General features: G+C 75.0%; 22 protein-coding genes. 12 read left to right on the top strand and 10 right to left on the bottom strand.

The window, feature by feature from the left end; all coding sequences use genetic code 11:
• Nucleotides 1-278: 278 nt before the first annotated feature.
• On the bottom strand, nucleotides 279-1,205 hold the full coding sequence (locus KMS84_RS19575) for a cyclase family protein (RefSeq protein ID WP_256917575.1): 927 nt from the start codon (nucleotides 1,203-1,205) through the stop codon (nucleotides 279-281).
• A gap of 102 nt (nucleotides 1,206-1,307) precedes the next feature.
• Between KMS84_RS19575 and KMS84_RS19570 the strand changes: the two genes are divergently transcribed.
• The 3 genes from KMS84_RS19570 (at nucleotide 1,308) to KMS84_RS19560 (ending at nucleotide 4,568) form a co-directional block, all read left to right on the top strand.
• Nucleotides 1,308-2,222, top strand: coding sequence for an SDR family oxidoreductase (locus tag KMS84_RS19570; RefSeq protein WP_256917574.1), 915 nt, complete (start codon nucleotides 1,308-1,310; stop codon nucleotides 2,220-2,222).
• Between the two features lie 128 nt (nucleotides 2,223-2,350).
• Nucleotides 2,351-3,499, top strand: coding sequence for an acyl-CoA dehydrogenase family protein (locus KMS84_RS19565; protein ID WP_256917571.1), 1,149 nt, complete (start codon nucleotides 2,351-2,353; stop codon nucleotides 3,497-3,499).
• A gap of 19 nt (nucleotides 3,500-3,518) precedes the next feature.
• Nucleotides 3,519-4,568: a Zn-dependent alcohol dehydrogenase gene (locus tag KMS84_RS19560; RefSeq protein ID WP_256917569.1), complete on the top strand. Its 1,050-nt coding sequence runs from the start codon at nucleotides 3,519-3,521 to the stop codon at nucleotides 4,566-4,568.
• Between the two features lie 1,287 nt (nucleotides 4,569-5,855).
• Here the strand turns inward: KMS84_RS19560 and KMS84_RS19550 are convergent.
• On the bottom strand, nucleotides 5,856-6,920 hold the full coding sequence (locus KMS84_RS19550; RefSeq protein WP_256917567.1) for a GlxA family transcriptional regulator: 1,065 nt from the start codon (nucleotides 6,918-6,920) through the stop codon (nucleotides 5,856-5,858).
• 71 nt (nucleotides 6,921-6,991) lie between these two features.
• Here KMS84_RS19550 and KMS84_RS19545 point away from each other — a divergent pair, with 71 nt between their 5' ends.
• Both KMS84_RS19545 and KMS84_RS19540 read left to right on the top strand, forming a co-directional pair.
• Nucleotides 6,992-8,323, top strand: coding sequence for an MFS transporter (locus KMS84_RS19545; RefSeq protein ID WP_256917565.1), 1,332 nt, complete (start codon nucleotides 6,992-6,994; stop codon nucleotides 8,321-8,323).
• A gap of 152 nt (nucleotides 8,324-8,475) precedes the next feature.
• A complete protein-coding gene (locus tag KMS84_RS19540; RefSeq protein ID WP_256917564.1) occupies nucleotides 8,476-10,005 on the top strand; it encodes a multicopper oxidase family protein in 1,530 nt (509 codons plus the stop codon).
• Nucleotides 10,006-10,024: 19 nt separating this feature from the next.
• Here the strand turns inward: KMS84_RS19540 and KMS84_RS19535 are convergent, their stop codons facing one another.
• The 5 genes from KMS84_RS19535 to KMS84_RS19515 all read right to left on the bottom strand — a co-directional run bounded on the left by KMS84_RS19535 (nucleotide 10,025) and on the right by KMS84_RS19515 (nucleotide 16,768).
• Nucleotides 10,025-10,603 (bottom strand): flavin reductase family protein, encoded by a 579-nt coding sequence (locus KMS84_RS19535; protein WP_256917632.1) that lies wholly within the window; start codon nucleotides 10,601-10,603, stop codon nucleotides 10,025-10,027.
• Between the two features lie 67 nt (nucleotides 10,604-10,670).
• A complete protein-coding gene (locus tag KMS84_RS19530) occupies nucleotides 10,671-11,468 on the bottom strand; it encodes an enoyl-CoA hydratase/isomerase family protein (protein ID WP_256917562.1) in 798 nt (265 codons plus the stop codon).
• Nucleotides 11,469-11,544: 76 nt separating this feature from the next.
• Nucleotides 11,545-13,770 carry an acetate--CoA ligase family protein gene (locus KMS84_RS19525; RefSeq protein ID WP_256917561.1) on the bottom strand — a complete coding sequence of 742 codons (2,226 nt, stop codon included), beginning with the start codon at nucleotides 13,768-13,770 and terminating at the stop codon, nucleotides 11,545-11,547.
• Nucleotides 13,771-13,897: 127 nt separating this feature from the next.
• On the bottom strand, nucleotides 13,898-15,370 hold the full coding sequence (locus tag KMS84_RS19520; RefSeq protein WP_256917631.1) for a flavin monoamine oxidase family protein: 1,473 nt from the start codon (nucleotides 15,368-15,370) through the stop codon (nucleotides 13,898-13,900).
• 207 nt (nucleotides 15,371-15,577) lie between these two features.
• Nucleotides 15,578-16,768 carry a flavin-containing monooxygenase gene (locus KMS84_RS19515; protein ID WP_256917560.1) on the bottom strand — a complete coding sequence of 397 codons (1,191 nt, stop codon included), beginning with the start codon at nucleotides 16,766-16,768 and terminating at the stop codon, nucleotides 15,578-15,580.
• 218 nt (nucleotides 16,769-16,986) lie between these two features.
• On the opposite strand from KMS84_RS19515, the gene KMS84_RS19510 reads away from it, so the two are divergent.
• From KMS84_RS19510 to KMS84_RS19495, 4 genes are read left to right on the top strand one after another with little or no spacing between them, the layout of a single operon-like run.
• The gene (locus KMS84_RS19510; protein WP_256917559.1) at nucleotides 16,987-17,439 is read left to right on the top strand and encodes a DoxX family membrane protein; all 453 of its coding nucleotides are present in this window, start codon (nucleotides 16,987-16,989) and stop codon (nucleotides 17,437-17,439) included.
• Nucleotides 17,427-17,861, top strand: coding sequence for a Zn-ribbon domain-containing OB-fold protein (locus tag KMS84_RS19505; RefSeq protein WP_438818960.1), 435 nt, complete (start codon nucleotides 17,427-17,429; stop codon nucleotides 17,859-17,861). The genes KMS84_RS19510 and KMS84_RS19505 overlap by 13 nt, the downstream gene beginning before the upstream one ends.
• Before the next feature lie 4 nt (nucleotides 17,862-17,865).
• A complete protein-coding gene (locus tag KMS84_RS19500) occupies nucleotides 17,866-18,480 on the top strand; it encodes a GNAT family N-acetyltransferase (RefSeq protein ID WP_256917557.1) in 615 nt (204 codons plus the stop codon).
• A gap of 51 nt (nucleotides 18,481-18,531) precedes the next feature.
• Nucleotides 18,532-19,461, top strand: a complete 930-nt coding sequence (locus tag KMS84_RS19495; RefSeq protein ID WP_256917555.1) for a GNAT family N-acetyltransferase — start codon at nucleotides 18,532-18,534, stop codon at nucleotides 19,459-19,461.
• An 85-nt stretch (nucleotides 19,462-19,546) separates the two neighbouring features.
• On the opposite strand, the gene KMS84_RS19490 is transcribed toward KMS84_RS19495, so the two are convergent.
• Nucleotides 19,547-20,212 carry a pyridoxine/pyridoxamine 5'-phosphate oxidase gene (locus tag KMS84_RS19490; protein ID WP_256917553.1) on the bottom strand — a complete coding sequence of 222 codons (666 nt, stop codon included), beginning with the start codon at nucleotides 20,210-20,212 and terminating at the stop codon, nucleotides 19,547-19,549.
• 15 nt (nucleotides 20,213-20,227) lie between these two features.
• The gene (locus KMS84_RS19485; RefSeq protein WP_256917552.1) at nucleotides 20,228-21,220 is read right to left on the bottom strand and encodes an expansin EXLX1 family cellulose-binding protein; all 993 of its coding nucleotides are present in this window, start codon (nucleotides 21,218-21,220) and stop codon (nucleotides 20,228-20,230) included.
• Nucleotides 21,221-21,405: 185 nt separating this feature from the next.
• Here KMS84_RS19485 and KMS84_RS19480 point away from each other — a divergent pair, with 185 nt between their 5' ends.
• Nucleotides 21,406-22,572, top strand: coding sequence for a hypothetical protein (locus tag KMS84_RS19480; RefSeq protein WP_256917550.1), 1,167 nt, complete (start codon nucleotides 21,406-21,408; stop codon nucleotides 22,570-22,572).
• Nucleotides 22,573-22,585: 13 nt separating this feature from the next.
• On the opposite strand, the gene KMS84_RS19475 is transcribed toward KMS84_RS19480, so the two are convergent.
• Complete coding sequence (locus KMS84_RS19475) at nucleotides 22,586-23,758, bottom strand: thiolase C-terminal domain-containing protein (protein ID WP_256917549.1); 1,173 nt, start codon at nucleotides 23,756-23,758, stop codon at nucleotides 22,586-22,588.
• A gap of 79 nt (nucleotides 23,759-23,837) precedes the next feature.
• Between KMS84_RS19475 and KMS84_RS19470 the strand changes: the two genes are divergently transcribed.
• Both KMS84_RS19470 and KMS84_RS19465 read left to right on the top strand, forming a co-directional pair.
• Nucleotides 23,838-25,082 (top strand): acyl-CoA dehydrogenase family protein, encoded by a 1,245-nt coding sequence (locus KMS84_RS19470; protein WP_256917548.1) that lies wholly within the window; start codon nucleotides 23,838-23,840, stop codon nucleotides 25,080-25,082.
• The gene (locus tag KMS84_RS19465; RefSeq protein ID WP_256917547.1) at nucleotides 25,079-25,579 is read left to right on the top strand and encodes a nitroreductase family deazaflavin-dependent oxidoreductase; all 501 of its coding nucleotides are present in this window, start codon (nucleotides 25,079-25,081) and stop codon (nucleotides 25,577-25,579) included. Before KMS84_RS19470 ends, KMS84_RS19465 begins: the two co-directional genes overlap by 4 nt.
• The last annotated feature ends 175 nt before the right edge of the window (nucleotides 25,580-25,754 follow it).

Genomic DNA, 25,754 nt, shown 5'->3' with positions numbered 1-25,754 from the left:
AATCGCCGTCCGGGTGTTGACGTGAGGTGTCCGTTTGATCACCCTTGTGGGCAGCGATTCGCCGTGAGGGGACGGCGAGGGCCTCGGTGACGGGGGCCCTCGTCGAGCGTGGGTCGTGATTCGGCGCCGACGGCTTCCTCAGGGCCCGAGGGGAGTCGGGGGGGTGCGCCGGAGTCGGATGGCGGTGCGCGGTGCCGTGCTCGGGGCGGACGGCCGCGCACCGTCGGCCGACGCCCCTGCGGGCCCCGACCTCCGGGGCGCCCCGCCCGAGTCCCCTTTCAGAGCACGGCCACGGGGGCCACCGGGGTGCCCGTGCCGCCGACGAACGGCTCGGGCATCGCCGACAGCAGGAAGGCGTAGCGCCCGGTTTCTCCACAGGCTGTGGACAACTTTTCGAGATTCCAGTTCTGGCCCTGGATCATCCCCATCTCCACCAGGTGGAGCGCGTGCACGGGCAGCCACAGGTCCTCGATCTCCGGCGGGAAGATCTCGAACGTCAGCGTGTCGTCGGCGACGGCGGCCACGTCCCGGGCGTGGAACCACTCCGGCGTGCGCAGCGACAGCCCCGGGGACGGATAGCCGTACCCGTGCCGGTCGCCGCCCAGGTAGACCTGGATCTGCCCGGTGCGCACGAGGACCACGTCGCCGGCGCGCACCCGGGTGCCCGCCAGCTCCTCCGCCGCGTCCAGGTCCTCCGGGGTGACCGCGTGGTCGCCCGCCAGCCGGTCGACGCCGCGCGCGCGTGCCACGTCGAGCAGCACCCCGCGCGAGACGACGTGCCCCACCTTGTCGATGCCGCAGAACCCGGCGCCGCCGTGCGCCGTGACGGCGGCCGCCGGGCGGCCGTTGTAGAGCTTCCCCGAGTGCGACACGTGGGACAGGGCGTCCCAGTGGGTGCCGGCCTGAAGCCCCATCGTCACGGCGTCGTCGCTGCACGCCACCGTGCCCGGGCCGAAGATCTCCTGGTTGATCTGCACCATGGCGTGCAGCGGGTTGACCCGGCCCGGGATCAGCCCGGTCTGCACGCCGTCCTCCCGCAGCGGCAGGGCCAGCGCGACGCGCCGGCCGGTGCGGACCTCGGCGGCCGCGGCCCGCACGACGTCGTCGGTGATCAGGTTCAGCGTGCCGATCTCGTCGTCGGCCCCCCAACGCCCCCAGTTGTTCACGCGCTTGGCGATGTCGTGGAACTCGGCCGGCAGTGTCATTACGTGCCTCCCCGGGGCTTGTCCCCGACCCTGCGACGGGTCAGTCTGGTCCTCGCATCCAGAATCTAACGGTCCGTCAGAAACTTCGGGAGGGGGCTGGGCATGGCGAACTTCCTGGCCGGCAAGGCCGTCGCCGTCACGGGCGCGGGACGGGGCATCGGACGGGCGGTGGCGCTCGCCGCGGCGGCGCAGGGCGCGCGGGTCGTCGTCAACGACTACGGCGTCGGCGTGGACGGGGCCGCCCCCGCGAGCGAGATCGCCGAGGGCGTCGTCAAGGAGATCGAGGCCGCCGGCGGGGAGGCGGTCGCCGTCGCCGACGACATCTCCACCATGGCGGGCGGACAACGGGTCGTGGACACGGCCCTGGCGGCGTACGGACGGCTCGACGGGGCCGTGTGCGTGGCCGGGATCCTGCGCGAGCGCATGCTGTTCAACATGTCCGAGGAGGAGTGGGACCCGGTCGTCGCCACCCATCTCAAGGGCACGTTCACGGTGTTCCGGGCCGCGTCGGCGGTGATGCGCGCGCAGCGCTCCGGCACGCTGATCGGCTTCACCAGCGGCAACCACCAGGGCTCGGTGTCCCAGGCCAACTACAGCGCGGCCAAGGGCGGGATCATCTCCCTGGTGCGCAGCGCAGCGCTCGGCCTGCACAAGTACGGCGTGACGGCCAACGCGGTCGCCCCCGTGGCCCGCACGCGCATGTCGGCCGGCGTGCCCATGGAACTGGCGGAGATGGGCGAGCCGGAGGACGTGGCCGCCTTCGTGGTCTACCTGCTGTCGGACCGGGCGCGGGAGGCCGGGGTCACCGGGCAGGTGTACACCGTCGCGGGGCCGAGGATCGCGGTGTGGGCGCAGCCGAGGGAACTGCGCTCGGTGTACGCGGAAGGGGGCTCCTGGACGCCGGAGCGGATCGCCGACGCGCTGCCCGGGACCGTCGGGGTGGACCCCATGCCGATGCTCGCGCGGCTGGAGGAGATGGCCCGGGCGGCGCGGGAGGGGAGCCGGCCCAACGCCTGAGCGTCCTCGCGCGCTCCGACGGGCGCCGGCCGCCGTCTCGCGGCCGGGGCGCCCACGCGGCGCAGCCGCACCTCGAAGCAGGCCCGCGCCCCCGCAGGGCGCCGGCCGCCCCTGTCCAAGGAGGGAACGTGGACTTCGGATTCACGTCGGCGGACGACGCGTTCCGGGCCGAGGCCCGGGCCTGGCTCGCCGAGCACGTCCCGCTCGCCGGCGGCCGCCGCGCCTGGGAAGGCGTCCTCGGGGCGGCCGGATGGGTCGGGCTCGGATGGGGGGAGGGCGGGTACGGCAACCGGACCGCGACCCTGACCCAGCAGGTCGCCTGGGCCGAGGAGTACGCCCGCTGCGGCGCCCCGCCCCGGTCCGGGCACATCGGGGAGAACCTCCTGGCGCCCACCCTCCTCGCGCACGGCACGGCGCGGCAGAAGGCGCGCTTCCTGCCGCCGATCGCCGCCGGCGCCGAGCTGTGGTGCCAGGGGTACAGCGAACCCGGCGCGGGATCCGACCTCGCCGCGGTGCGCACGAGGGCGCGACGGAGCGACGACGGACGGATCTACCGGATCACCGGGCAGAAGATCTGGACGTCCCTCGCCCACGAGGCCGACTGGTGCTTCGTCCTGGCGCGCACCGACCCTCGGTCCGCGCGGCACCACGGGCTCACCTTCCTGCTTCTGCCCATGGACCAGCCGGGCCGCATCGACGTGCGCCCGATCCGGCAGCTCACCGGCACCAGCGACTTCAACGAGGTGTTCTTCGACGGCGCCCACGCGCGCGCCGAGCACGTCGTCGGCGCGGAGGGCGACGGCTGGCGGGTGGCGATGAGCCTGCTCGGCTTCGAGCGCGGGGTGTCGACGCTCGCCCAGCAGATCGGCTTCGCGGAGGAGTTGGCGCGGGTGGTGCGCACGGCGGTGGCCTGCGGCGCGGCCGACGACCCCGTCGTGCGCGAACGGCTGGTGCGGTTGTGGGCGGAGCTGCGCACCATGCGGTGGAACGCGCTGCGCACGCTGGGGGGTTCGGGCGGACCGGGCGCGCCGAGCGTGGCGAAGCTGCTGTGGGCGGGCTGGCACCAGCGCCTGGGGGAGGCGGCGATGCTGGTGCGGGGAGCGGCGGCGAGCGCGGGCCCGGCGGACTGGTCGCCGGCCGCGCCCTACGAACTCGACGACGCGCAGCACCTGTTCCTGTTCTCGCGGGCCGACACGATCTACGGCGGCTCGGACCAGATCCAGCGCACGATCATCGCCGAGCGCGTGCTCGGTCTGCCCAGGCAACCCAAGGGATGAGGCGGAGGGGAGCAGTGTGATGCGAGGCGTGGTGTTCGACGGCGAACGGGCCGAGGTCGTCGACGATCTTCAGGTCCGCGAGCCGGGGCCGGGCGAGGTGCTCGTCGCGATCTCGGCGGCCGGGCTGTGCCACAGCGACCTGTCGGTCGTCGACGGGACGATCCCCTTCCCGACGCCCGTCGTCCTCGGGCACGAGGGCGCGGGCGTGGTGGAGGCGGTCGGCGCGGGGGTCTCCCACGTCGCGCCGGGCGACCACGTCGCCCTGTCCACGCTCGCCAACTGCGGGGCCTGCGCGGAGTGCGACCGGGGCCGGCCGACGATGTGCCGGCAGGCCATCGGGCGGCCGCAGCGGCCGTTCTCGCGCGCGGGACGGCAGCTGTTCCAGTTCGCGGCGAACTCCGCCTTCGCCGAGCGGACGGTCGTCAAGGCGGTGCAGGCGGTCCGCATCCCGGACGACGTTCCGCTGACGTCCGCCGCGCTGATCGGCTGCGGGGTGCTGACCGGCGTCGGGGCGGTCCTCAACCGCGCGCGGGTGGGGCACGGGGAGAGCGTCGTCGTCATCGGGACCGGCGGCATCGGGCTCAACGTGCTCCAGGGCGCGCGGATCGCGGGCGCGTCGCGGATCGTCGCCGTCGACGCGAACCCGGCGAAGGAGGCGGCGGCCCGGCGGTTCGGGGCCACCCACTTCCTGCCGTCGGCGGACGGCGTGCGCGAGGTGCTGCCGACGGGCGCGGACCACGTCTTCGAGTGCGTCGGCCGGGTCGAACTGATCCGTACGGCCGTCGACCTGCTCGACCGGCACGGTCAGGCGGTGCTGCTGGGGGTGCCGCCGGCGACCGCCGAGGCGTCCTTCCTCGTGTCCTCCCTGTTCCTGGACAAGTCGATCCTGGGCTGCCGCTACGGCGCCTCCCGCCCGCAGCGCGACGTCGCCCTGTACGCGCAGCTGTACCGCGAGGGGCGGCTGCTGCTCGACGAACTCGTCACGCAGACCTACCCGGTGGAGGACTTCGAGAAAGCGGCGGCGGACGCGGAGGCGGGCCGGGTGGCCCGCGCGGTGCTCACGTTCTGACCGCCGGCGGGTGCGGCCGGCCGGGGTTGTCCACAGGCTGCGGAAAACCTCTGGGGCGATGTCGGCGCCGCCCCCTACGGTCGGGTCATGAGCTACCGCGACGTCGCCTCCCGGCAGGTCCTGACGTGGGCCTGCACCGCCGTCGGCGCCCGCATGCCGGTCGCCATGGCCCCGCTGGCGCTGGTGTTCCTGGTGCGCGAGCGTCCCGGCGGCTACACCCTCGGCGCGGCCCTCGCGGCGGCCTATGTGATCGGAGAGATCGTGGGCGCGCCCGTTCTCGGGCTGCGGCTGCGCCACGAGCGCGCCCGTGCGGACCTGTCCCGGGGGCTGGCCTGCGGCGCCCTGGGCTTCGCGGGGCTCGGCGCGCTGCCGGACGCGCATCCGGCAATCCTGTGCGGGTTCGCCGTCGCGGCCGGGGCCGCCCCGGCCGCCGCCACCGGCGGGCTGCGCACCCTGCTCACCTCGCTCGTCCCCGAGCGGGCGACGGCGCAGGCGCTGTCGGTGGAGTCGATGCTGACCGCCGGGGTGTGGGCCCTCTCCCCGGCCGCGGTCGCCGGTCTGGCGCTCGGCGTCGCGCCGCGCGTCCCGCTGCTGCTGGCGGCCGCGCTGATGGCGTCGTCGGTCGGGGGCCTGCGGCTGCTGCCGCCCGCCTGGGGCGGCGGCGGGGACGGGGACGGCGGAAGCGCCGAGGGCGGTGCGGGCGGCGGGAGTCCCTTCGGCGGGCCGCTGCCGCGGCTGCTGGCCGGCGCCTGGCCGGTCTACGTCACGGGCGCTGCCAGTCTCGCCCTGCTCGGACTCGCCGAACTCGTGCTGCCGGCCCTGCTCGAACAGCGCGGCGTAGGCGTCGGCTGGTCCGGCCCGCTGCTGACCGGGATGGCGGTGGGCGGCGGGATCGGCGGCTTCGTCCACGGCCTGCGCGCCTGGCCGGGCCGGCTGCGCACCCGCAGCGTGGTGCTCATGGCGGGGGTGGCCGTGTGCGTGACGGCGGCCGCGCTGTCGCCGGGCGCGGCCGGGGTCGCCGTGGCGCTGGTCGTGGGCGGCACGCTCCAGTCGGCGGCCATGCTGACCCGCAACCTGTCCCTGCGCGAGGCCCTGCCGCCGCACGCCCTGGCCGCCGGCTACTCCGTCATGTACGCGGCCGCGGGCGCGGGGTACGCGGCGACCGGCTCGCTGGCGGGCGCGCTGCTGCGGACGGTCGCGCCGTCCACGGCGATGCTGGCCGGGGTGGCCCTGACCCTGCTGCTCACCGCGGTCGGCTGGTGGGGCGAGACGCGGGCGGCCGCGCGGTCACACCGGGGCGCCGGCCGGGCGGTGGCCGGCGCGCCCGGCGACCTGCGGGCGGCCGCTCCCGGCCTCGCGGCCGCCGCCGGTGCGGAAGGTGCGGCGATACGCGGTGGGGGTGACCCCGAGGGCGGCCTGTAGGTGCTGGCGCATCGACTGGGCGGTGCCGAAGCCGGCGTCGCGGGCGATCCGGTCCACGGACAGGTCGCTGGACTCCAGCAGGTGCCGGGCCCGCTCGACGCGCTGCCGGGTGAGCCACTGCCCCGGGCTGATCCCCGCCTCCTCGCGGAAGCGGCGGGTGAACGTCCGCACGGACATGGACTCCCGCTCGGCCATGTCGCGCAACAGGATCGGCTCGTGCAGGCGGTCCAGCGCCCAGGCGCGGGCGGCGGTCGTGGTCGCCTGCCGCGGGTCGGGCACCGGGCGCTCGATGTACTGGGCCTGGCCGCCGTCGCGGTGCGGGGGCACGACGGTGCGGCGGGCGACGTCGTTGGCGACGGCGGTGCCGTGGTCGCGGCGCACCATGTGCAGGCACAGGTCGATCCCGGCGGCGACGCCGGCCGAGGTGAGCACGTCGCCGTCGTCGATGAACAGCACGTCCGCATCGACGTCGACGCGCGGGAAGAGCCGCTGGAGGCGTTCGGCGTCGGCCCAGTGCGTGGTGGCGGGCCGGCCGTCGAGGAAGCCCGCCGCGGCCAGGACGTACACGCCGGTGCAGATGGAGGCGAGGCGCGTGCCCGGCCGGATCCGGGCGAGCGCCGCGGCGAGCTCGTCGGTCAGGACGCCCTGCTCGAACACCGGGCCCAGCTCGTAGGAGGCCGGGACGATCACGGTGTCCGCGGTGGCCAGGGCCTCGGGGCCGTGCGCGACGTCGATGGCGAAGTCGGCGTCGGTCTCGACGGGGCCCGGCGGCCGCACGGAGCACGTGACGACCTCGTACAGCAGCCTGCCCTCGGCGTCCTTGGGGCGGCCGAAGATGCGGTGCGGGATGCCCAGCTCGAAGGGGAGCAGACCGTCGAGCGCGAGCACGACGACGCGGTGGGGGCGGAAGGGGACCTCATCTACGGCCATGGCCCGATCCTAGCGAATGCTGTCTTTCGGGCCACTCGTTCCGCGGGCGCGCGTGGCCGAAGCTCGATGACGTGACCCAGACAACCGAAACGCCCGCGGCGGCAGGGCGACCGAAGCAGGACGGACCTCTCCGGCTCCGCGTCCACCGGGCGTGGTTCGTCGCCGCCGTCACCTTCGTCACGATCATCGGGGCGGCGGCCTTCCGCTCGCTCCCCGGTCTGCTCATCGATCCCCTGCACGACGAGTTCGGCTGGTCGCGCGGCACGATCGGCGCGGCCGTCTCGGTCAACCTGGCGCTGTACGGCCTGACCGCCCCCTTCGCGGCGGCGCTGATGGACCGGTTCGGCATCCGGCGGGTGGTCGCCGCCGCGCTGACCGTCATCTCCGTCGGCTCGCTGCTCACGGTGTGGATGACGGCCGCCTGGCAGCTGATGCTGTACTGGGGCCTGCTGGTGGGCCTCGGCTCGGGCTCGATGGCCCTCGCGTTCGCCGCGACGGTCACCAACCGGTGGTTCACCGAGCGGCGGGGCCTGGTCAGCGGGATCCTGACCGCGGCCTCCGCCTCGGGTCAGCTGATCTTCCTTCCGCTGCTGTCGTGGACGGTCACGCGCTACGACTGGCGTCCGGCCGCCGTGACGGTCGCGCTGGCCGCGCTCACCGTCGTCCCCTTCGTCTGGCTGCTGCTGCGGGACCACCCGGCCGACGTCGGCCAGAAGCCCTACGGGGCGACGGAGTTCGTGCCCAAGCCCGCGCCGGTGCAGGGCGCCGCCCGCCGCACCCTGCGGGTGCTGGCCTCCGCCGTGCGCACGGGCCCCTTCTGGCTGCTGGCCGGCACCTTCGCGATCTGCGGCGCCTCGACGAACGGCCTGGTGCAGACCCACTTCGTGCCGGCCGCCCACGACCACGGCATGCCGGTCACGGCGGCGGCCTCGCTGCTCGCCGTCATCGGGGTCTTCGACGTGGTCGGCACGATCGCCTCCGGCTGGTTCACCGACCGCTTCGAGGCGCGCCGGCTCCTCGCCGTGTACTACGCGCTGCGCGGCGTCTCGCTGCTGTTCCTGCCCATGCTGCTCGCCCCGTCGGTCCACCCTCCGATGATCTTCTTCATCGTCTTCTACGGCCTGGACTGGGTGGCCACCGTCCCGCCCACCCTCGCCCTGTGCCGTGAGCACTACGGCGAGGACAGCGCGATCGTCTTCGGCTGGGTCCTGGCCTCGCACCAGGTGGGCGCGGCCCTGGTGGCCTTCCTGGGCGGCGTGGCCCGGGACGCGTTCGGCTCCTACGACGTGGTCTGGTACGGCTCCGGGGCGCTGTGCGCCGCCGCCGCGCTGATGGCGCTGGTGATCCGGCGCCGGCCCGCGGTCGCGACGGGCTCCCCGGCCCCGGCCGCCGCCGCTGCCTGACGCGGCGGCGGCCCGGAGGCGGCGGCGGGGCGGAGGCGACGGTGGGGCGGGCGCGCAACCCGCCGGTGACTACTCCACGTGCCGGGCGGCTACCTTCCGTAATGTGAGGTTCTCCGACCCGCTCTGCCGTTCGCTGCCTGTGGAGGCGCCTCATGACAGCCCTGTCCCGTCGTGGCGTACTGAAAAGCCTGCCTCTCGCCGCCGGGGCGGTCGTGGCCGCGGGGGCGGCGAGTCCCCCCGCGGCGGCGCGGCAGGCGGCCGATCCGCCCTTCCCCGAGCCGGAGACGCGCAGCTCGTCGCCCGACACGGGGCGGCTGACGACCCGGCTGACCGTCCGGTTCACCGACCTGGACGTCCCCGGCGTCGGCCGGGTGTCCACGCGCACCTACGAGGGGACCGTGCCGGGGCCGACGCTGCGCGTGCACCCCGGGGACTCCCTGGACATCACCCAGGTCAACGCGCTGCCGGCGAACGGCGACGCGACGCACGAGGAGATGAACCTCCCGCACCACTTCAACAGCTTCAACCTGCACACCCACGGCATGCACGTCGACCCGACGGGCGAGGCGGACAACGTCTTCCGCGTCTTCGAGCCCGCCGCCGTGCGAGGGACGGCCGCCGGCTACCGCACCCGCGTCGACGTCCCGGTGAACCACCCGGCCGGCACCTACTGGTACCACCCCCACCACCACGGATCCACCGCCACCCAGGTGCTGGGCGGCATGGCGGGCGTGCTCGTCGTCGAGGGGGACGTCGACGAGGTCCCCGAGATCGCCGCCGCCCGCGAGGTCGTCGTCTGCGTCAGCGAACTCAAGGTGTCCGGCGGGCGGGTGCCGGATCTGACCTCGCACGGCGTCTACGACGGCATCGCCTCGACGTTCCTGGTCAACGGAGTGAAGAACCCCGTGCTGACCATCGCCCCGGGAGAGATCCAGCGCTGGCGGATCGTCAACGCCGGCGCGCTCACGGCGCACTTCCTGAGCCTGGCCGGGCAGGAGATGCATCAGATCGCCTGCGACGGCGTCACCTTCATGGAACCCGTCGCGACGACCGGACTGACGCTGCCCATGGGCGGCCGGGTGGACGTGCTGGTCAAGGGCGGCAGACCGGGCACCTACCAGCTGACCGGCGGCGGCCCCTCCCAGCACCTGCTCACGCTCGTCGTCACGGGAGCCGCCCGCTCGATGGCGCTGCCGGCCGCCCTGCCCGGCCGGCCCCCGGAGCTGCCCGAGCCCACCCGCAGGCGCACGCTGACCTTCCGCAGCTACGAGAACGTCTTCTCCGGCGCGTTCCCGAACGCCTACCGCATCCTGGGCGACGGCGAGACGCCGCCCGCCGACGCCCGGGGCGGTCGTCAGGACACCGCCTGGGGCCGCTACTCGCCCGACCTCGTCAACCAGCGGGTGCGGCTCGGCGAGGTGGAGGAGTGGACGGTCGTCAACGACTCCCACGCCCACAGCCACCACCCCTTCCACCTGCACACCAACCACTTCCTCCTGACGGCCGTCGACAACCGCCGGCTGGCCACGCCGATCTGGCACGACACCGTCGCCGTCCCGCCGAAGGGCTCGGTCACCTTCCGGCTGCGCGCCGAGGACTTCACCGGCCGCTCGATGCTGCACTGCCACCAGCTCCAGCACGGCGACGAAGGCATGATGCAGGTCGTCGAGTACGTGAACTGAGCGGCGGACGGCGGGCGGGTCAGAGGAACCGGCCCCTGTGGAACAGCAGGGGCGGTTCGTCCGCGTCCTCGCCCGTGCCGAGGGCGTTCACCCGGCCCACGACGACCAGGTGGTCGCCGCCGGTGTGGACGGCGTGGATCGCGCAGTCGATCCAGGCGAGCGCGCCGGTCAGGCGCGGGGCGCCCGAGACCGGGGCCGGGTCGTGGTCGACTCCCGCGAACTTGTCCGCGCCGCTCACCGCGAAGGCGCGGCACAGGGCCCCCTGCCGGGCGCTGAGCACGTTGACGCAGAAGACGCCGGCCCGGGCGATGCGCGGCCAGGTCGTGGACGTGCGGGCGACCATGAAGGCGACCAGGGGCGGATCGAGGGAGAGCGAGGAGAAGGACTGGCAGGCGAACCCGGCGGGCCCCTCCGGCGTCGGCGCCGTCACGACGGTCACCCCGGAGGCGAAGCTCCCGAGCACCCTGCGGAACTCGGCCGGGTCGACGGGCGCGCGCTCGTCGTCGCGCACACAGCGCAGTGCGGGGCGCGGCAGCGGCTCGACCGGTCCCGCCCGGAGGTAACGGACGGCGGCGGCCGCCATTCCCGCATGTCCCATCATGTCCTCATTGAAGCTGACGGTACGTCAGATGGGAAGGGGTGCGGACCCGTGGACCGGGCTCGCGTCACCGTCCCCTGAAGTCGGTCGCCCGGCGCTCCACGAAGCTCGCCACGCCTTCCTGCGCGTCCCTCGTCGTCATGTTGACCTCCTGGGCGGCCGCCTCGGCGGCGAAGGCCGTGGCCCGGTCCGACTCCAGGGAGGCGTTGACGAGCTGCTTGGTGAGCGCGAGGGCGCGGGTCGGGCCGGCGGCCAGGCGCATCGCCCAGTCACGGGCCGTCTTGTCCAGCTCCGCGTCCGGGACGACCCGGTTGACCAGCCCCAGGCGTTCGGCGTCGGCCGCGGTGAGCGCGTCGCCGAAGAACATCAGCTCCTTGGCGCGCTGCGGGCCGACCAGGCGGGGCAGCAGATAGGCGCCGCCGCCGTCGGGGACCAGGCCGCGGCGGACGAACACCTCGATGAAGCGCGCCGACTCGGCCGCCAGCACCAGGTCGCAGGCGAGCGCGAGGTGCGCGCCGAGCCCGGCCGCCGTGCCGTTGACCGCGGCGATCACCGGCTTCTCGCAGTCGAGGACGGCGGCCACCAGGCGCTGGGCCCCGAGGCGCAGGGTGCGGGCCACGTCCCCGGCGATCCGTTCGCCGCGTGAGCCGCCGCCGCGCAGGTCCGCCCCGGCGCAGAAGCCGCGCCCCGCCCCGGTCAGGATCACCGCCCGCACGCCCGGGTCCGCCGAGGCCTCGCCGAGGAGCGTGATCAGCCGGTCGCGCCCGTCCGGTGTGAGGGCGTTGAGGGTCTCGGGCCGGTCGAGGGTCAGCTGGGTGACATGGCGGTCGGTCCGGCGCCGTACCGACGGCTCGGGCGCGCTCATGCCCCCTTCCCCCGCCCGCGGCGCGCGGCTGCGGCGGCCCGCACCGGACGGGAGGCCCTCGCGGGGCCGGCGGCGGTCACCGGCACACCGCCAGGGCGTCCAGCGCCACCGCGCCCTGGCCCCGGTCCAGGACCACCAGCGGGTTGACGTCGAGCTCGGCCAGGTCCTCGCCGAGCTCCAGGGCCATGCGCTGCACCCGCAGGACGACCTCGACGAGCGCGTCGACGTCGGCCGGCGGGCGGCCGCGGACGCCCTCCAGCAGCGCCCGGCCGCGCAGTTCGGCCAGCATGTCGCGGGCCTGGTCCTCGCCGAAGGGCGGGACGCGCACGGCGGCGTCCCGCAGGACCTCCACCAGGACCCCGCCCAGCCCGACCGTGACCGTGGGCCCGAACAGGTCGTCGTGGGTGACGCCCACCACCATCTCCACGCCCCGCTCGACCATCTGGCACACCAGGACGCCGTCCAGCGCGACGCCCTCGTAGCGGGCGATGTCGGTCAGCTCGCGGTAGGCGTCGCGGACCTGGCTCGCCGAGGTCAGGCCGATCTTGACCAGGCCCAGTTCGGTCTTGTGGGCGATCTGCGCGCCGGACGCCTTCATCACCACCGGGTAGCCGACCAGCCCGGCCGCCCGCACGGCCGCCGCCGCGCTGGTCACCAGCTGCTCGCGCGGGACCCGGATGCCGTACGCGCGCAGCAGCTGCTTGGCCGCGTGCTCGCTCAGCTGCTGTCCCGGCCGCATCAGCAGCTGGGCCTTGCGGTAGGACGGGGACGGGGTGCGCGGGGCCTGGTCGAAGGGGGACCGGTAGCCGGTGACGAAACGGTGGTGGTCGAGGTGGGCGCGGACGGCCGAGAGGCAGTTGGCCAGGGTGCGGAAGGTGGCCACCCGGGAGGAGCCCAGCAGCACCTCGCGGTAGGCGGGTTCCGTGCCCACCGGGGAGCCCCACACCACGCACACCAGCTTGTCCGTCCGCTCCGCGGCGTCCACCAGGTCCTGGACCAGCCGGTCGCTGAGGGGCGGGAAGGGGCCGGTCACGGGACAGATCAGGACGCCCACCGCCGGGTCGTCGAGGATCGCGTCGATGATCTTCCGTCCGCGCCAGTCGCCCACCGGGTGGCCGCCGTTGTCGACCGGGTTGGCCACGTTCAGGTACGCGGGGATCCACTGGTGCAGCTCGGCCTGTTTCGCGCTCGACAGGGCCGGCAGGTGCAGGCCCGCCGCCGTGGCCAGGTCGGCCGCGTGGGCGCCGGTGCCGCCGGAGATGGAGTAGATCGCCACGCCGGTGGCCCGCGGCGGCCGCGCCCGCGCCAACAGGGCCGCCGTGTCCTGGAGTTCGTCGAGGCCGTCGACGCGGATCACCCCGTACTGCCGCATCGCCGCGTCGACGACCTCGTCCGCACCGGTCAGCTTGCCGGTGTGGGAGGCGGCGGTGCGGGCGCCCGCCTCGGTGCGGCCGACCTTGACCGCGACCACCGGGACCCCGCGCCGGGCGGCCCGGTCGGCGGCCAGCAGGAAGGACCGGCCGTCCTTGAGACCCTCGACGTAGCAGGCGATCGCGCCGACCTCCGGGCGCTCGGCGAAGTACGAGAGGAAGTCCGCGGTCTCCAGGTCGGCCTCGTTGCCGGTCGGCGCCCAGTGCGAGAGGCGCACGCCGAGCTCCTGAAGGGCGAAGACCGGGCGGCCCTGGTGACCGGACTGGGTGATCAGCGCGATCGCCGGTCCGGTGAGGTCGTCGCGGAACCGCTCGAAGGCGTTGAGGTTGGTGTTGGGGCCGAGCAGACGCATGCCGGAACGTTCCACCGCCGCCGCCAGCCGTTCCTGGGCGGCCGCGCCCTCCTCGCCGGTCTCGGCGAACCCGGAGGCGAAGACGACCGCGAACTTCACCTTCGTCTCGGCCAGTTGCTCGATCACCGGCAGCGGGTCGGAGACCAGCAGGACGGCCAGGTCGACCTGGTCGGGCAGGTCGGCGACGGACGCGGCGCAGGGCAGGCCGAACACGCTCGCGCGGGTGGGGTGCACGGGATGCAGCCGCGCCCCCACCCGCTCCGCCCAGCTCACCAGCTGCCGGGTGACGCCGGTGTTCGGGCGGCCTTCGGCGTCCGAGGCGCCGATGACCGCGACGGACTCGGGCCGGAAGAACCGGTCCAGATCGGGGACGTCCGCGTACAGCGGGCGGCCGCTGACGTCGAGGTCGTCCGCCTGGTCCGGCCGGCCGTGGACGGCGGGTCCGGGCGTCTCGCCGCACGCGACGACCCGGGCCCGGCGGGAACCGGTGGTGAGGGTGCCGTGGGTTGATCCAAGCATCGGTCCGCCCGTTCCTGTGTGACTGCCGTGAGTGACCGTCGAGTAACTGACGCTCTGTCAGGTTACATAGCTGACGGTCCGTCAGGAATGGTCGTGCACACAGAAAGGGCGGACCCGCGCCCCTCGCCTACAGGGCGGCCAGCACTTCCGCCGCCACCCGCTCGCCCGAGCGCACGGCTCCGTCCATGAAGCCCATCCAGTGGACGGAGGTCTCCGTCCCGGCCCAGTGGATCCCGCCGACTGGCTCGCGCAGGGCGCGGCCGTACCGGGTCAGGACGCCGGGCGCGGCGAGCGAGACCGGGCCGCCGCGCGTGTAGGCCTCGTTGTTCCAGCGTTGCAGGACGAAGGACGTGGGGGAGGCCGCTTTCGGGCCGAAGTACGTCACGTAGTCCTTGAGCACGGCCGCTTTGACCTCCGCCTCGCTCGCGGCGTCGTACGCCCGTGCCTCGTCGGCCTCGATGAAGCCCATCAGCGCGCCGTAGGAGGCGTCCGGCGGCGAGTTGTCGAAGGTGGAGCTGACCACGCCGGTGTCGCTGACGACCTGGCCGTTGAGGCCGTCGGCCCGCCAGAAGGGGGTGTCGTAGATCGCGATCGCCTTGCCGACCGAGGCCATCGGCAGGCGCTGGGTGAGCTGGTCGCGGGCGGCGGGCAGCAGCGGGTCGTACGTGATGCGCGCCGCGAGCGGCGGCGGCACGGCGACGACGACCCGCCCGGCCGTGACGGTGACGCCGTCGGCCGTCACCACGTACTTCCCGCCGGAGCGGGCGATCGTGCGCACCGGGGCGTTCAGCACCACCCGGTCGCCGAGCGTGGCGGCGAGCCTGATCGGCACCTGCTGGGACCCGCCGACGAAGCGCTGTTCCTGCGCGCCGCCCGCGGTCTCGGTGAGGCGCTCCAGGGTGCCGGGCGTGGAGTCGTTGCCCGCGGCGGCGATGTAGAAGAGCACGAAGAGCAGCGAGAGCTCGCGCGGCTCGGCCGAGAAGATCGAGGTGCAGGCGACGTCCAGGAGGAACTTGGCCGAGGGGACCACGGCGTTGGCGCGCAGCCAGGTCTCGAAGGTCTGGCGGTCCCACTCCTCGGCCTTGGCGGCGGTCCAGGGCGCGTCGACCGGGACCGTCTTGGCCATGTCGTCCAGTGAGGCCTGCACGATCGCCGCGTTGGCCAGGCCGGCCGCGTCGACCGGTGGCACCGAGCCGAGCAGGCCGTCGGTGGCGTACGGGGTCTTCCTGCCGTCCTTGTAGAGCAGGTTCTTGCCGGCGTTGTAGGTGGGGAAGGTGGCGACGCCCAGGGAGTCGGCGAGCGCCTTGATGCGGTCCTGGGTGGGGCCGATGAACTCGCCGCCCCCCTCGGTGACCCCGCCGTTCGCGAGAGGGAGGTTGACGACGCGGCCGCCCACCCGCCCGCGGGCCTCCAGGACGGCGACCGTGCGGCCGGCGGCCACCAGGTCGCGGGCCGCGGTGAGACCGGCCAGGCCGGCGCCCACGATCGCGACGTCCACCTCCCGGGTGGCCGCGGCGGCCGGACCCGCGGCGGTCGCGCCGAGCGCGGTCGCGCCGGCGGCCACCGCGGCCGTGCGGCCGAGCAGGGAGCGGCGGGACATCCTGGGGGTGGGCTGTCTTTCACTTGCCACGTGCGTCCTCCGTCGGGCTTCGGGAGCGAGAGGTGGGTGGAGCCGAAAAGGTGAACAGGGCTCACATTCTGGCTCCGCGCACGGGCGCACGACAACGTCCCCGCCACATCTGGCACAGATGTAACGGGCAGCGGAATCAAGGAAGTTACCGACAGTTACAGCTGACGGCGGGGGTGTTCACCGCCGGGAGCGGCGCACCGCCTTCGCGATCTTCGCGGCGTCGATCGACAGCTCGCGCAGCGTGCCGCTGATGGGGGTGGTGAAGCCGGTGAAGTACAGGCCCGGGGCCTGCTCGCCGGTGCGGGCGCCGTGGACGACGGGTCTGCCCCGCTCGTCGAGCACCCCGAGGTGGCCGACCAGGCTCTCCAGGGCGCGGACGTAACCGGTGGCCGCGACGACCGCGTCCGGGGAGATCCGCGTCCCGTCGGCGAGCACGACCTTGCCGCCGTCCTCGAAGCCCTCGACGGCGGCCACGATCTCCACCCGGCCCCGGCGCACGGCGTCGATCAGACCGACGTCCTGCACCGGGATGGCGCCCTGCCGGGCGCGGGTGTAGAGCCCGGTGTCGGGGCGCGGCAGCCCGTGCGCGGACAGGTCGGGGATGCTCGCCCTGGCCATCACCCGGCAGATCCGGTCGACCAGCGCCACGGGCAGGCGGCGCACCAGGATGCCGCTGTACTGCGCGGCCCAGCCGGCCGTGGAGCGCCGCACGATGTGCGGGACGGTGCGCACCGCGAGCCGCACCCGCCCGGCCCCGTGTTCCACCAGGTCGACGGCGATCTCCGCGCCGGTGTTGCCGACGCCCACGACGAGGACGTCCCGGCCGGCGTAGGGCGCGCCGTCGCGGTAGGAGCCGGCGTGGGTCAGCTCGCCGGAGAACTCCTCGCGGCCGGGCCAGTCCGGCAGGTACGGGGTGTGGTTGTAGCCGGTGGCGACGACGACCGCCGAGCCGACCAGCTCACGGCCGCCCGTGGCGCGCAGCAGCCATCCGGCGCCGTCGGCGGTGCGCTCGACGCGGGAGACCTCGACGCCGGTGACGATCTCCAGCTCGTGCACCTCGGCGTACTTCTCCAGGTAGCGCACCACGTCGTCGCGGGCCGCCCACCGTCCGAACCGGCGCGGCATCTTCAGGCCCGGCAGGGCGGACAGCCCCCGGGTGGTGTGCAGATGCAGCCGGTCGTAGTGCCGTCGCCAGGACGCCCCGACCGTGCCGGCCTTCTCCACCACGACCGCGCGTATGCCCTGGGCACGCAGCGCGTACGCGGTGGCGAGGCCGCCGGGGCCGCCGCCGATCACGTAGACGGGACGGTCGGCCGGGTTCGCGGCGGTGATCGCCTGGGAGGCCGGGCGCGGTGCGGAGTCTTCCATGAGCGCGAGCGTAATCACGCGATCCGTTGATGGGTCTCGGTCAAGACCGGAATTGGTTGCGGATCGATCACATGTGGGGGAGAGGGGTGCGGATTCGGTGACGTAGGCCACTTCGTCGTGGGCGAAGGGGGGGGGTGCTCATGCGCGGTGCGCGGCGGCCCCGCTGCCGCGCACGCGCGGGGTTCCGGGAAGCACGCATCTGACGTACCGTCAGATTCATGGATGCGATCTGGCTCGACGGGGCCGAGTGGCTGGCGGTGCTGCGGATCGGACTCGGGCTGTGGTGGCTGGAGAGCTGGCGGCACAAGGACAAGAAGGCCTGGTTCGCCGAGGGGTCGGGCATCGCCTGGGCCGCGGACGTGGCGGGCAAGCACCGCTGGACCGCCGTCCGTTCCGGCTTCGACGCGGTGGTGCGGCCCCGCCCGCGCGTCATGGCGTACGTCGTGGTGTACGCGGAACTCGCGCTCGGGCTCGGACTGGTCGCCGGCTTCCTCACCCCGGTCGCGCTGGCCTGCGGCCTGCTCCTCAACCTCCTCTACCTCGTCCTCATGATCCACGACTGGGCCGAGCAGGGGCAGAACTCGATGATGGCGCTGATCTCGGCGGTGGCGCTGGGCGGCATGGCCTGGCAGACGTGGTCCCTGGACAACGCGCTGGGGTGGTTCCGCTGACCGCCGCCCGGTACGACCTCCCCGAGGCCGACGCCTTCACCCGCACCTACTGGGAGGCCGCCGCCACGGGCCGGCTGCTCGTCCGGCGCTGCGGGGCCTGCGGGCGGGCCCATCACTACCCCCGCGAGTTCTGCCCGCACTGCTGGAGCGAGGACGTGGTCTGGGAGGACGCGAGCGGCCGGGCCACCCTCTACACCTGGTCCGTCGTCCACCGCAACGACCTGCCGCCGTTCGGGGAGCGCACGCCCTACGTCGCGGCCGTGGTCGACCTGGCCGAGGGGCCGCGGATGTCGACCGAGCTGGTGGGGGACGCCGAGCCGCGCATCGGCATGGCGCTGACGGTCGCCTTCCGGGACGGGATCCCGGTGTTCCGGGCGGCGGCGGACGACCCGCCGCCGTCCGCCCGGACGGGTGTTCAATGACCGGATGACCGACACTCGTGAATCCCCCTCCACGTCCTGCGCGACGCCCGTGCTCGAAGGCCACGGACTGCGGCTGCGCGCCTGGGACCCCGAGTCCGCCGACGACGTCGAGGCGTGGCTGCGCGGGCATCTCGACCCGGAGTTCCGGCGCTGGAACACGCCGCTGCGCACGGTCGCCGACACCGCCGGCGCCCGGGCCTCCCTGGAGGGCAGGAAGGCGGACGCCGCCGCCGGGCACGCCCTGCCGTTCTGCGTCACGGACGCGGCCGACGGGACGATCCTCGGGCAGGTCGCCGTCAACATGATCGACCGTGTGCTGAGCTTCGCCCGGGTCGGTTACTGGGTCCTGCCCGAGGCGCGCGGCCGGCACGTCGCCACCGGCGCCCTGCTGCTCGCGGCGCGCTGGACGTTCACCGAAGTCGGCCTGCACCGGCTGGAGTTGGGTCATGCCCTCGGCCACGAGGCCTCGTGCCGGATCGCCGAGCGCTGCGGGTTCCGCCACGAGGGGACCCTGCGCGGGGCGATGTGGGAGGAGGGCCGCCGCGACGCCTTCCGCGACGTCCATCTGCACGCGCGCCTGGCGACGGACCCGGAGCCGGAGTTCCCCGAGTCCCCCTGAGCCCCCGGTAATTCGCAGGCGGCCCACGCCCCCCGCAGGCGACGATGGACCATGAGCCCTGACAGCCCTGACAGCCCTGACAGCCCTGACAGCCCTGACAGCCCTGACGGTCCCGGCGAGTGGCGTCTCACCCATGACCTCGACGCGTTCCTCGACCGCGCCGGCGACTTCCTCGCCTCCCGCCCGGCCCTGCACACGGTCCCGCTGACCGTCGTCGACAGCCTGCGGCGCAGGGGCCCGCACGTGTACGGCGACGAAGACCCCGTCTTCGGCGTGCTGGGCGGGGACGCCCCGGCCGGGACCGGCGGCGGGGTCCGCGCGGTGTTCTTCCGGACGCCGCCGCACGGGATCTACCTCACGTCCCTGACGGCGCAGGAGGCCGACGCCCTCGCGGGGACGCTGGCCGCCGCCGGTCACCGCTTCCCCGGAGTCTCCGCCGACCGCGACACCGCGGCCGCGTTCGCGCGGGCGTGGCAGCGGCGGACGGGCTCCGGGTCCCGCGTGACCGTACGGCAGCGCCTGTACCGCCTGGCGGAGCTGACGCCGCCGGAACCCGCCCCCGCGGGCCGGGCGCGGGTGGCGGACGCGGCCGACCGGGACCTGCTCGTGCGCTGGTACGAGGAGTTCTCGGCCCAGGTCGGCGGGCACCCCGTCCAGGACGGCGGGGCGTGGGCCGACTCCCGTGTCTCCTACGGCGGGATCACCTTCTGGGAGACGCCCGACGGCGTCCCCGTCGCCATGGCCGGCGTCACCCCCGAGGTGGCCGGCCAGATCAGGGTCGCCCCCGTCTACACCCCGGCCGAACTGCGCGGCCGCGGCTACGCGGGTGCGGCCACGGCCGAGGTGAGCAGGGCGGCGCTGGCCTCGGGCGCGGCGGAGGTGCTCCTCTTCACCGACCTCTCCAACCCGACGAGCAACGGCCTCTACCAGCGCATCGGCTACCGCCCGGTGGCCGACTTCGCGGCCCACGAGTTCGCGTAGGGGCGCGTCGCCGCACGCCCTCTTTCGGGTGAGGCCGGTGACCGGCGGCAGGGCGCCCGCGTGTCACCGATCGGTGCTGACGGGGTCAGGGCCACAGGAGGCGGGTGGTCCAGGTGTCGTCCGTGCGGTGGTAGCTCAGGCGGGTGTGGCGGCGGGCGGCGTCGCCCTGGAAGAACTCCACCTCGTGCGGGCGCAGTCGGTACAGGGTCCAGGTCGCGGATCTCGCCGTCGGGTCGCGGCGGGCGTGTTCCCAGGCGGCCTCCGAGGCCCGCGCCAGTTCCTCCGGCGAGGCCAGGACCTCGCTCTGCCGGCCGGTCAGCGCGGCGGCCAGGGCGCCGGTCGAGCGGGCGTGCAGGTCGGCCTGGGCCTCCTCGGAGGGGGCGGACGAGACCGGGCCGCGCACCCGGACCTGGCGGCCGAGCACGGGCCAGTAGAACGTGAGCGCCGCGTAGGGGCGGGCGGCGAGCTGGCGGCCCTTGCGGCTGGTGGCGTGGGACGCGAAGGACCAGCCGTCCGCGTCCGCGCCGTGCAGCATGACGACGCGGGCGTCGGGCAGACCGTCCTCGCCGACGGTGGCGAGGGTCGTGGTGTGCGGCTCCCGCTCGCCCGCCGCGACCGCCTGCGCGAACCACCGCGTGAAGAGGGGCAGCGGTTCGGCGGGCGCCGACGCCGGGTCGAAGGGCGGCAGTTCCGTCACCTCCGGGTCCCACACCCGCAGCGTCCTCAGCAGTTCGTGCAGATCCTCGGTCATGTACCGAGTATCCGGTCAGTGCCGGGCGAACTGCAGGCGGGTCGGCTGCACCACGTCGGCCCGGACGGCCGGCGCGCCGACGGCGAGCTGCTCGCCATAGACGTCGGTGAGCCGGATCGCGCTGCCGCAGCCGGCGCCGTGCTCGGAGAGGAAGTAGTTGTAGCCGGTGCGCGCGAGCCGGGTCCAGCCCGCGCCCGTGCGGACCTCCAGGCGGGCCAGCGGGTTGCGGTGGCCGATGGCCTGGATGCCGCACCAGTACGGGGAGGAACCGGTCTTGTAGCGGATCGAGATCGTCTCGGACGTGGCCGGGCTCAGCACGCTCCAGGTGATCGGGATCCGGCCCGTCACGAGCGGCGCGAGCTTGGCGAAGGCCTGCTGGCTGAGGTCGATCTGGCCGACCGCGCAGGGCGCCGGGCACTCGTTGGTGATCCGGACCGTCACGGACGCCCCGTTCGACGCCCGGACGGACACGTACGCGCCGCACGCCTGCGCCGTGTCGTAGTCGGCCGTGTTCATCGCCGCGGTCATCACGTCGGAGGTCGGGCCGTAGGAGCAGGCGCCGTTGCCGTCGCCGATGTCGTAGGCGGTGGCGACCCCGGTGTGGGTGGTCCCGGGCCGGACGCGTCCGGCCGACGCGGCCGTGCCGGAAGCCGTGCGGGCCGCGGACCCGGCCGCGGGCCGCGGCGACGGCGCCTTCGAGGCGCCGGCCGTTCCGGCCGGGCTCGGGCTGCCGGACGCCGTGGACGACTTCGGCGACGGCGACGGCGAAGCCGTCGGTGACGCGGACGCCGTCGCGGGCGGGCTCGCCGCGGGCGTCGCGCTCACCGCGGACCCGGCCGCCGGCTCGACCGCCCGCGCCCCGCCGTCGTCCCCGCCGCCGGGGCGGAGGGCCACGACCAGGGACACCACGAGCGCGACGGCGGCCACGGCCACCACGGTGACGACGGGGACACGACGGCCCGGGCGCCCGTCGGGGCGGCGGGAACGTCGGTGCGAGGAGCTTGCCACGGAGGGATCCTTACGCGAGTCGGCGGAGCACGTTCGGCAGAGGGCTCGGGAAAGCCGCACCTGCCGACTCCCAGTGGCCGCCGGAGCCGAAAAGGTTGCCGCCCGCCTCCGCCCTTTCCCCGAGGGGCCCTTGACCGCTGTCGTGGGGTCTTCCGGCGGCCACCCGGGAGCGGCACAATCGCCTCATGGCGATCACGGGCGGCGCGCAGACCGACGACCCGCAGACCGACGACCCGCAGACCGACGACCCGTGGACCGGCGGCCCCACGCCCGTGCGCGACGACCCGGCCCGGCTCGTGCGCGCGTTCCTGGCCGGCTCCGTCGGCGGCGGGTCCCTGGCCGCTCTGGCGGTCGGCTACGTCGTCGGGAGCGGCGCCCTCCTCCTCGCCGGGCTCGGACTGCCCCTGGCGGCAGGCGTGATCGCGTTCGCGGCGGGCGGGCCCCGGCGGGCCCGGCGCGCGGCCGTCACGCCGGTCACGGCCCTCGCCGGGATCGAGAGCGTGCGCGCGGAGTCGAGCGACACCGGGGACGTGCCGCTCCGGTTCGTCCTCACCGTGGCGCCGGACGCGGCGCCGGCCTTCCGGGTGGCGACCCGCCTGCACGTCAACCTCGTCGATCTTCCCGCGTACCGGCCGCGTCGCACGGTCGTGGTCTCCTACCCGCCGGACCGGCCGTGGCGGACGAGGATCGTCGAGCCGCCGGGGCCGCAGTGGGCGGCGCGGGCGGCCGACGCGGCGATCGACTCCGCGCCGGAGTCCGCCCTCGTGCGCCGGCCGTCGGCGCGGTTCGACCACGCGGCCGTCCGCCTCGTCGGCCTGGTGCTCGCGGCGGCCGCCGTGGTCGTGCCGTTCCGCGGCGACCTGTCCGAGGCGTTCGGCTCCGACGGCCCCGGGCGGCCGCCCGCCACCGCCGAGCCGTCGGTCTCCACGTCGTCCACCACGGTCACGTCCACGTCGATGACCGGCACCGTGTCGGTCGGACCGCGGCAGTCCCTGCTGGACGCGGGCGAGTTGCGTCGCGCGGTCGCCTCCCTGACCAGGAACCGGGGCGCGGGCGGGAGCCGGGCCGTCACCGTCGTCGTCCAGGAGCGGCTCGTGTCGGTGGTGTTCGCGCCGGACGTCGCCGGCGTCCCGCGGTTCGACCTCGACTCCCTGCCCTACGCCCGCATCCCCGCCCTGGTCGAGCAGGCGCGCACCACGCTCGGCGCCGGGACCCCGAGCACCTGGCAGCTCACCGCGGTCCGGCTCACCGGCCCCCCGACCCTGCGCGTCACCGTGACCGGCCCCCACGGCACGGGCACCCTGGACGCGGACATCGACGGCTCCGTCACCCACCGCACCCCGGCCGGCTGACGGGCCGCCCGCCTCACCCCCGGCCCAGGACCACCGTCGCCGAGGAGCAGAACCAGCCGCCCGTGGCCGAGGCCACCGCGTGGCGGGGGAGGTCGCCGGCGGCGTCGCGCACCTGACGGGCCCCTGCCTCCCCCCTCAGCTGCCGTACCGCTTCGACCAGGAGGAACAGGCCGCGCATGCCGGGGTGCTGGGCCGACAGGCCGCCGCCGTCCGTGTTGACGGGGAACTCCCCTCCCGCCACCCGGAGCCGCCCCTTCTCCACGAACGGGCCGCCCTCGCCCTTGGCGCAGAAGCCCAGGTCCTCGAGCGTCACCAGCGTCATGTAGGTGAACGCGTCGTAGATCTCGGCGAAGTCCATCTCGTCCGGGCGCAGTCCCGCCCGTGCGAAGGCCAGGCGGCCGCTCGTCGCCGCGGGGGAGACCGTGAAGTCGTCCCACTCCGACATCGAGGCGTGCGAGACGTGCTCGCCGGTCCCCAGGACCCACACCGGCGCCGTGCGGCAGTCGCGTACGTACTCCTCGGCCGCCAGCAGCACGGCCGCGCCGCCGTCGGAGCGCAGACAGCAGTGCAGTTTCGTGAACGGGTCGGCGATCATCGGCCCCGACAGGACGTCGTCGACGGTGATCGGGTCGCGGTGCATCGCCTCGGGATTCAGCGCCGCGTTCGCCCTCGCCTGCACCGCGACCTGCGCCAGCTGCTCGATCGTCGTGCCGTACCGGTGCATGTGACGGCGGGCGGCCATCGCGTACTTGGCGATCAGGGTGTGCCCGTAGGGGGCCTCGAACTGGAGGGGGCCGCGTGCGCCGAAGGCGAAGGTGCCCGTGCGGCGACCCGCCCTGATGTCGGCCCGGGGCGTCGAGCCGTACGCCAGCAGGACGGCGTTCGCGTGCCCGGCGGCGATCGCGTCGGCCGCGTGCGCGGCCATCACCTCCCAGGTGGCGCCGCCCACCGAGGTGGAGTCGACCCAGGTGGGGCGCAGGCCCAGGTAGTCGGCCAGTTCCACCGGGGCGAGCGTGCCGAGGCCCGCGGAGGCGAAGCCGTCCACCGCCTCCCGCCCCAGCCCCGCGTCCGCCAGCGCCCGGCGGGCCGCCTGGGCGTGCAGGGCGTAGGGGGTGGCGTCGTCCACCCGACCGCAGTCGGACAGGGCGACGCCGACGACGGCCACGTTTCGGGTCCGCGCTGTCATGAGAGGCCACCTTCCTCTGTGCATCTCGTTCCCGGGCTCCTAATATGACGGACCGTCAGATCGGGAGGAAGGGGCGGCCATGGACCCCGGCTTCACAGCCGAACAGGACGAGATCCGCCGCACACTGCGGGAACTGCTCCACAAACGCTGCGGCCCCGGGGAGCTGCGCGCCGCCCTCGACGCCCCCACCGGACACGACCCCGCCCTGTGGGCCGCCCTCGCCGAACAGCTCGGGCTGCCCGGTCTCGCGCTCCCGGAGCGCTACGGCGGCGTCGGCTGCCCCCGCACCGACCTCGCGCTCGCCGCCGAGGAGACCGGCCGGGCCCTCGCCCCCACCCCGCTGCTCGCGACGTCCGTCCTCGCCGCGCCCCTGATCCTCGCCCTCGGCTCCGACGCCCAGCGCGCCCGTCTGCTGCCGCCGATCACCGACGGCACGCTCACCGCCGCCCTCGCCGTGCCCGCCCCGGCCCTCGCCACCGCCCTCGCCCTGACCGGGCCGGGCGGCGGCGACTGGGCCGGCGGGGGCCGCGCGGGCGGCGTCCAGGCCCGTCCGGCCGAGGGCGGCTGGCGCCTGTACGGCGAGGCCGCGCAGGTGCTCGACGGGCACAGCGCCGGGCTGCTGCTGGTCGCCGCGCACACCGGCGGGTTCGTACGGTCGCGGACCCTGCTGTTCCTGGTGGCGGGGGACGCCCCCGGCGTCGTCCGGACGCGGCAGACCGCGCTCGACGCGACCAGACCGCAGGCCCGCGTCCAACTGCGCCACGTGACCGCCGAACTGCTGGGGGACGAGGCGGCGGACGTCCCGCGAGCCCTGGCCGAAGCCGGTGACTTCGCCGCCGCCTTCCTCGCCTGCGAGGCCGTGGGGGCCGCCGGCCGGGTGCTGGAGCGCACCGTCGACCACCTGGGGCAGCGGGTGCAGTTCGGACGGCCGATCGGCTCGTTCCAGGCCGTGCAGCACCGGCTGGCGGACGTCTACGTCCAGCTCCAGGCGGCCCGGTCCGCCGCCTATTACGCCGCGTGGGCGGCCGGCCGGACGGACGGCGTCCCGGACGGCGTCCCGGACGGCGTCCCGGAGGGCGCCACGGGGGACGCCGCGGAGCACGTCGGCGGGCTCGCGCTCGCCCAGGCCCTGGAGGCCCTGCGCCTCGCCGCCTCCGAAGGCGTCCAGCTGCACGGCGGCATCGGGTTCACCTGGGAGCACGAGGCCCACCTGTACTTCAAGCGGGCCGCCGGCGACGAACTGCTGTTCGGGCCCGTGCACCGGCTGCGCGCCCACGCGGCCGAGCGGGCCGCCCTGTTCACCCGGACGGAGGTGACGGTGTGATCGGCGTCCGGCTGGTGCAGAAGGTGTCCTCGACGCGTGCCTTCGCGAAGGTCGCCCCGCGGGTGATCCCCGCCCTCGACCGGGCCGTCCACCGGCTCACCCGGGGGAAGGTGCTGCTCAGCGCCCAGATGCTGCCGGGGGTGATCCTGACCGCCACCGGCGCGAGGAGCGGGGCGCCGCGCCGGACGCCGCTGGCCTGCATGCCCGAACCCGACGGCCGGAGCTGGATCCTCGTCGGGTCCAACTTCGGCCGCACCGGGCACCCCGCCTGGACGGCCAACCTCCTCGCCCACCCCGAGGCGGAGATCAGCTGGAAGGGCGCCGACGTCCCGGTGACCGCGAGGATGCTGGCGGGGGAGGAACGGGCGGCGGTGTGGAAGGAGCTGCTGGCCTTCTGGCCGCCGTACGCGACCTACCAGGCGCGGGTGGAGCGCGAGATCCGGGTGTTCCGCCTCACCCCGAGGACCGCGGGCCCTTCGGAGCGCGACCCCGCCTGACCTGCCCGACCTGCCTGGCCTCCCTGACCTGCCTGGCCTGCCCGACCCGCCTGGCCGCGCACACCGCGTGTGGTCCGTCCGGTCCGTCCGGTCCGTCCGGCCCGCCGGCCCGCCGGTCCGCCGGTCCGCCGGTCCGCCGGGCGGCTCCGGGGGGGGGCGGGGGTCGGTCCGGCGG

This window comes from Streptomyces hilarionis, from assembly GCF_024539675.1.
GTDB lineage: Bacteria > Actinomycetota > Actinomycetes > Streptomycetales > Streptomycetaceae > Streptomyces > Streptomyces hilarionis.
This window is presented reverse-complemented; position numbering and strand designations above follow the sequence as displayed.

Excerpts from the sequence above, each read along its gene's own strand:
- KMS84_RS19575 (WP_256917575.1), bottom strand. The coding sequence starts at position 1,205 with ATGACACTGCCGGCCGAGTTCCACGACATCGCCAAGCGCGTGAACAAC.
- KMS84_RS19570 (WP_256917574.1), top strand. The coding sequence starts at position 1,308 with ATGGCGAACTTCCTGGCCGGCAAGGCCGTCGCCGTCACGGGCGCGGGA.
- KMS84_RS19560 (WP_256917569.1), top strand. The coding sequence starts at position 3,519 with ATGCGAGGCGTGGTGTTCGACGGCGAACGGGCCGAGGTCGTCGACGAT.
- KMS84_RS19550 (WP_256917567.1), bottom strand. The coding sequence starts at position 6,920 with ATGGCCGTAGATGAGGTCCCCTTCCGCCCCCACCGCGTCGTCGTGCTC.
- KMS84_RS19540 (WP_256917564.1), top strand. The coding sequence starts at position 8,476 with ATGACAGCCCTGTCCCGTCGTGGCGTACTGAAAAGCCTGCCTCTCGCC.
- KMS84_RS19535 (WP_256917632.1), bottom strand. The coding sequence starts at position 10,603 with ATGGGACATGCGGGAATGGCGGCCGCCGCCGTCCGTTACCTCCGGGCG.
- KMS84_RS19530 (WP_256917562.1), bottom strand. The coding sequence starts at position 11,468 with ATGAGCGCGCCCGAGCCGTCGGTACGGCGCCGGACCGACCGCCATGTC.
- KMS84_RS19525 (WP_256917561.1), bottom strand. The coding sequence starts at position 13,770 with ATGCTTGGATCAACCCACGGCACCCTCACCACCGGTTCCCGCCGGGCC.
- KMS84_RS19520 (WP_256917631.1), bottom strand. The coding sequence starts at position 15,370 with ATGTCCCGCCGCTCCCTGCTCGGCCGCACGGCCGCGGTGGCCGCCGGC.
- KMS84_RS19515 (WP_256917560.1), bottom strand. The coding sequence starts at position 16,768 with ATGGAAGACTCCGCACCGCGCCCGGCCTCCCAGGCGATCACCGCCGCG.
- KMS84_RS19510 (WP_256917559.1), top strand. The coding sequence starts at position 16,987 with ATGGATGCGATCTGGCTCGACGGGGCCGAGTGGCTGGCGGTGCTGCGG.
- KMS84_RS19500 (WP_256917557.1), top strand. The coding sequence starts at position 17,866 with ATGACCGACACTCGTGAATCCCCCTCCACGTCCTGCGCGACGCCCGTG.
- KMS84_RS19495 (WP_256917555.1), top strand. The coding sequence starts at position 18,532 with ATGAGCCCTGACAGCCCTGACAGCCCTGACAGCCCTGACAGCCCTGAC.
- KMS84_RS19490 (WP_256917553.1), bottom strand. The coding sequence starts at position 20,212 with ATGACCGAGGATCTGCACGAACTGCTGAGGACGCTGCGGGTGTGGGAC.
- KMS84_RS19480 (WP_256917550.1), top strand. The coding sequence starts at position 21,406 with ATGGCGATCACGGGCGGCGCGCAGACCGACGACCCGCAGACCGACGAC.
- KMS84_RS19475 (WP_256917549.1), bottom strand. The coding sequence starts at position 23,758 with ATGACAGCGCGGACCCGAAACGTGGCCGTCGTCGGCGTCGCCCTGTCC.
- KMS84_RS19470 (WP_256917548.1), top strand. The coding sequence starts at position 23,838 with ATGGACCCCGGCTTCACAGCCGAACAGGACGAGATCCGCCGCACACTG.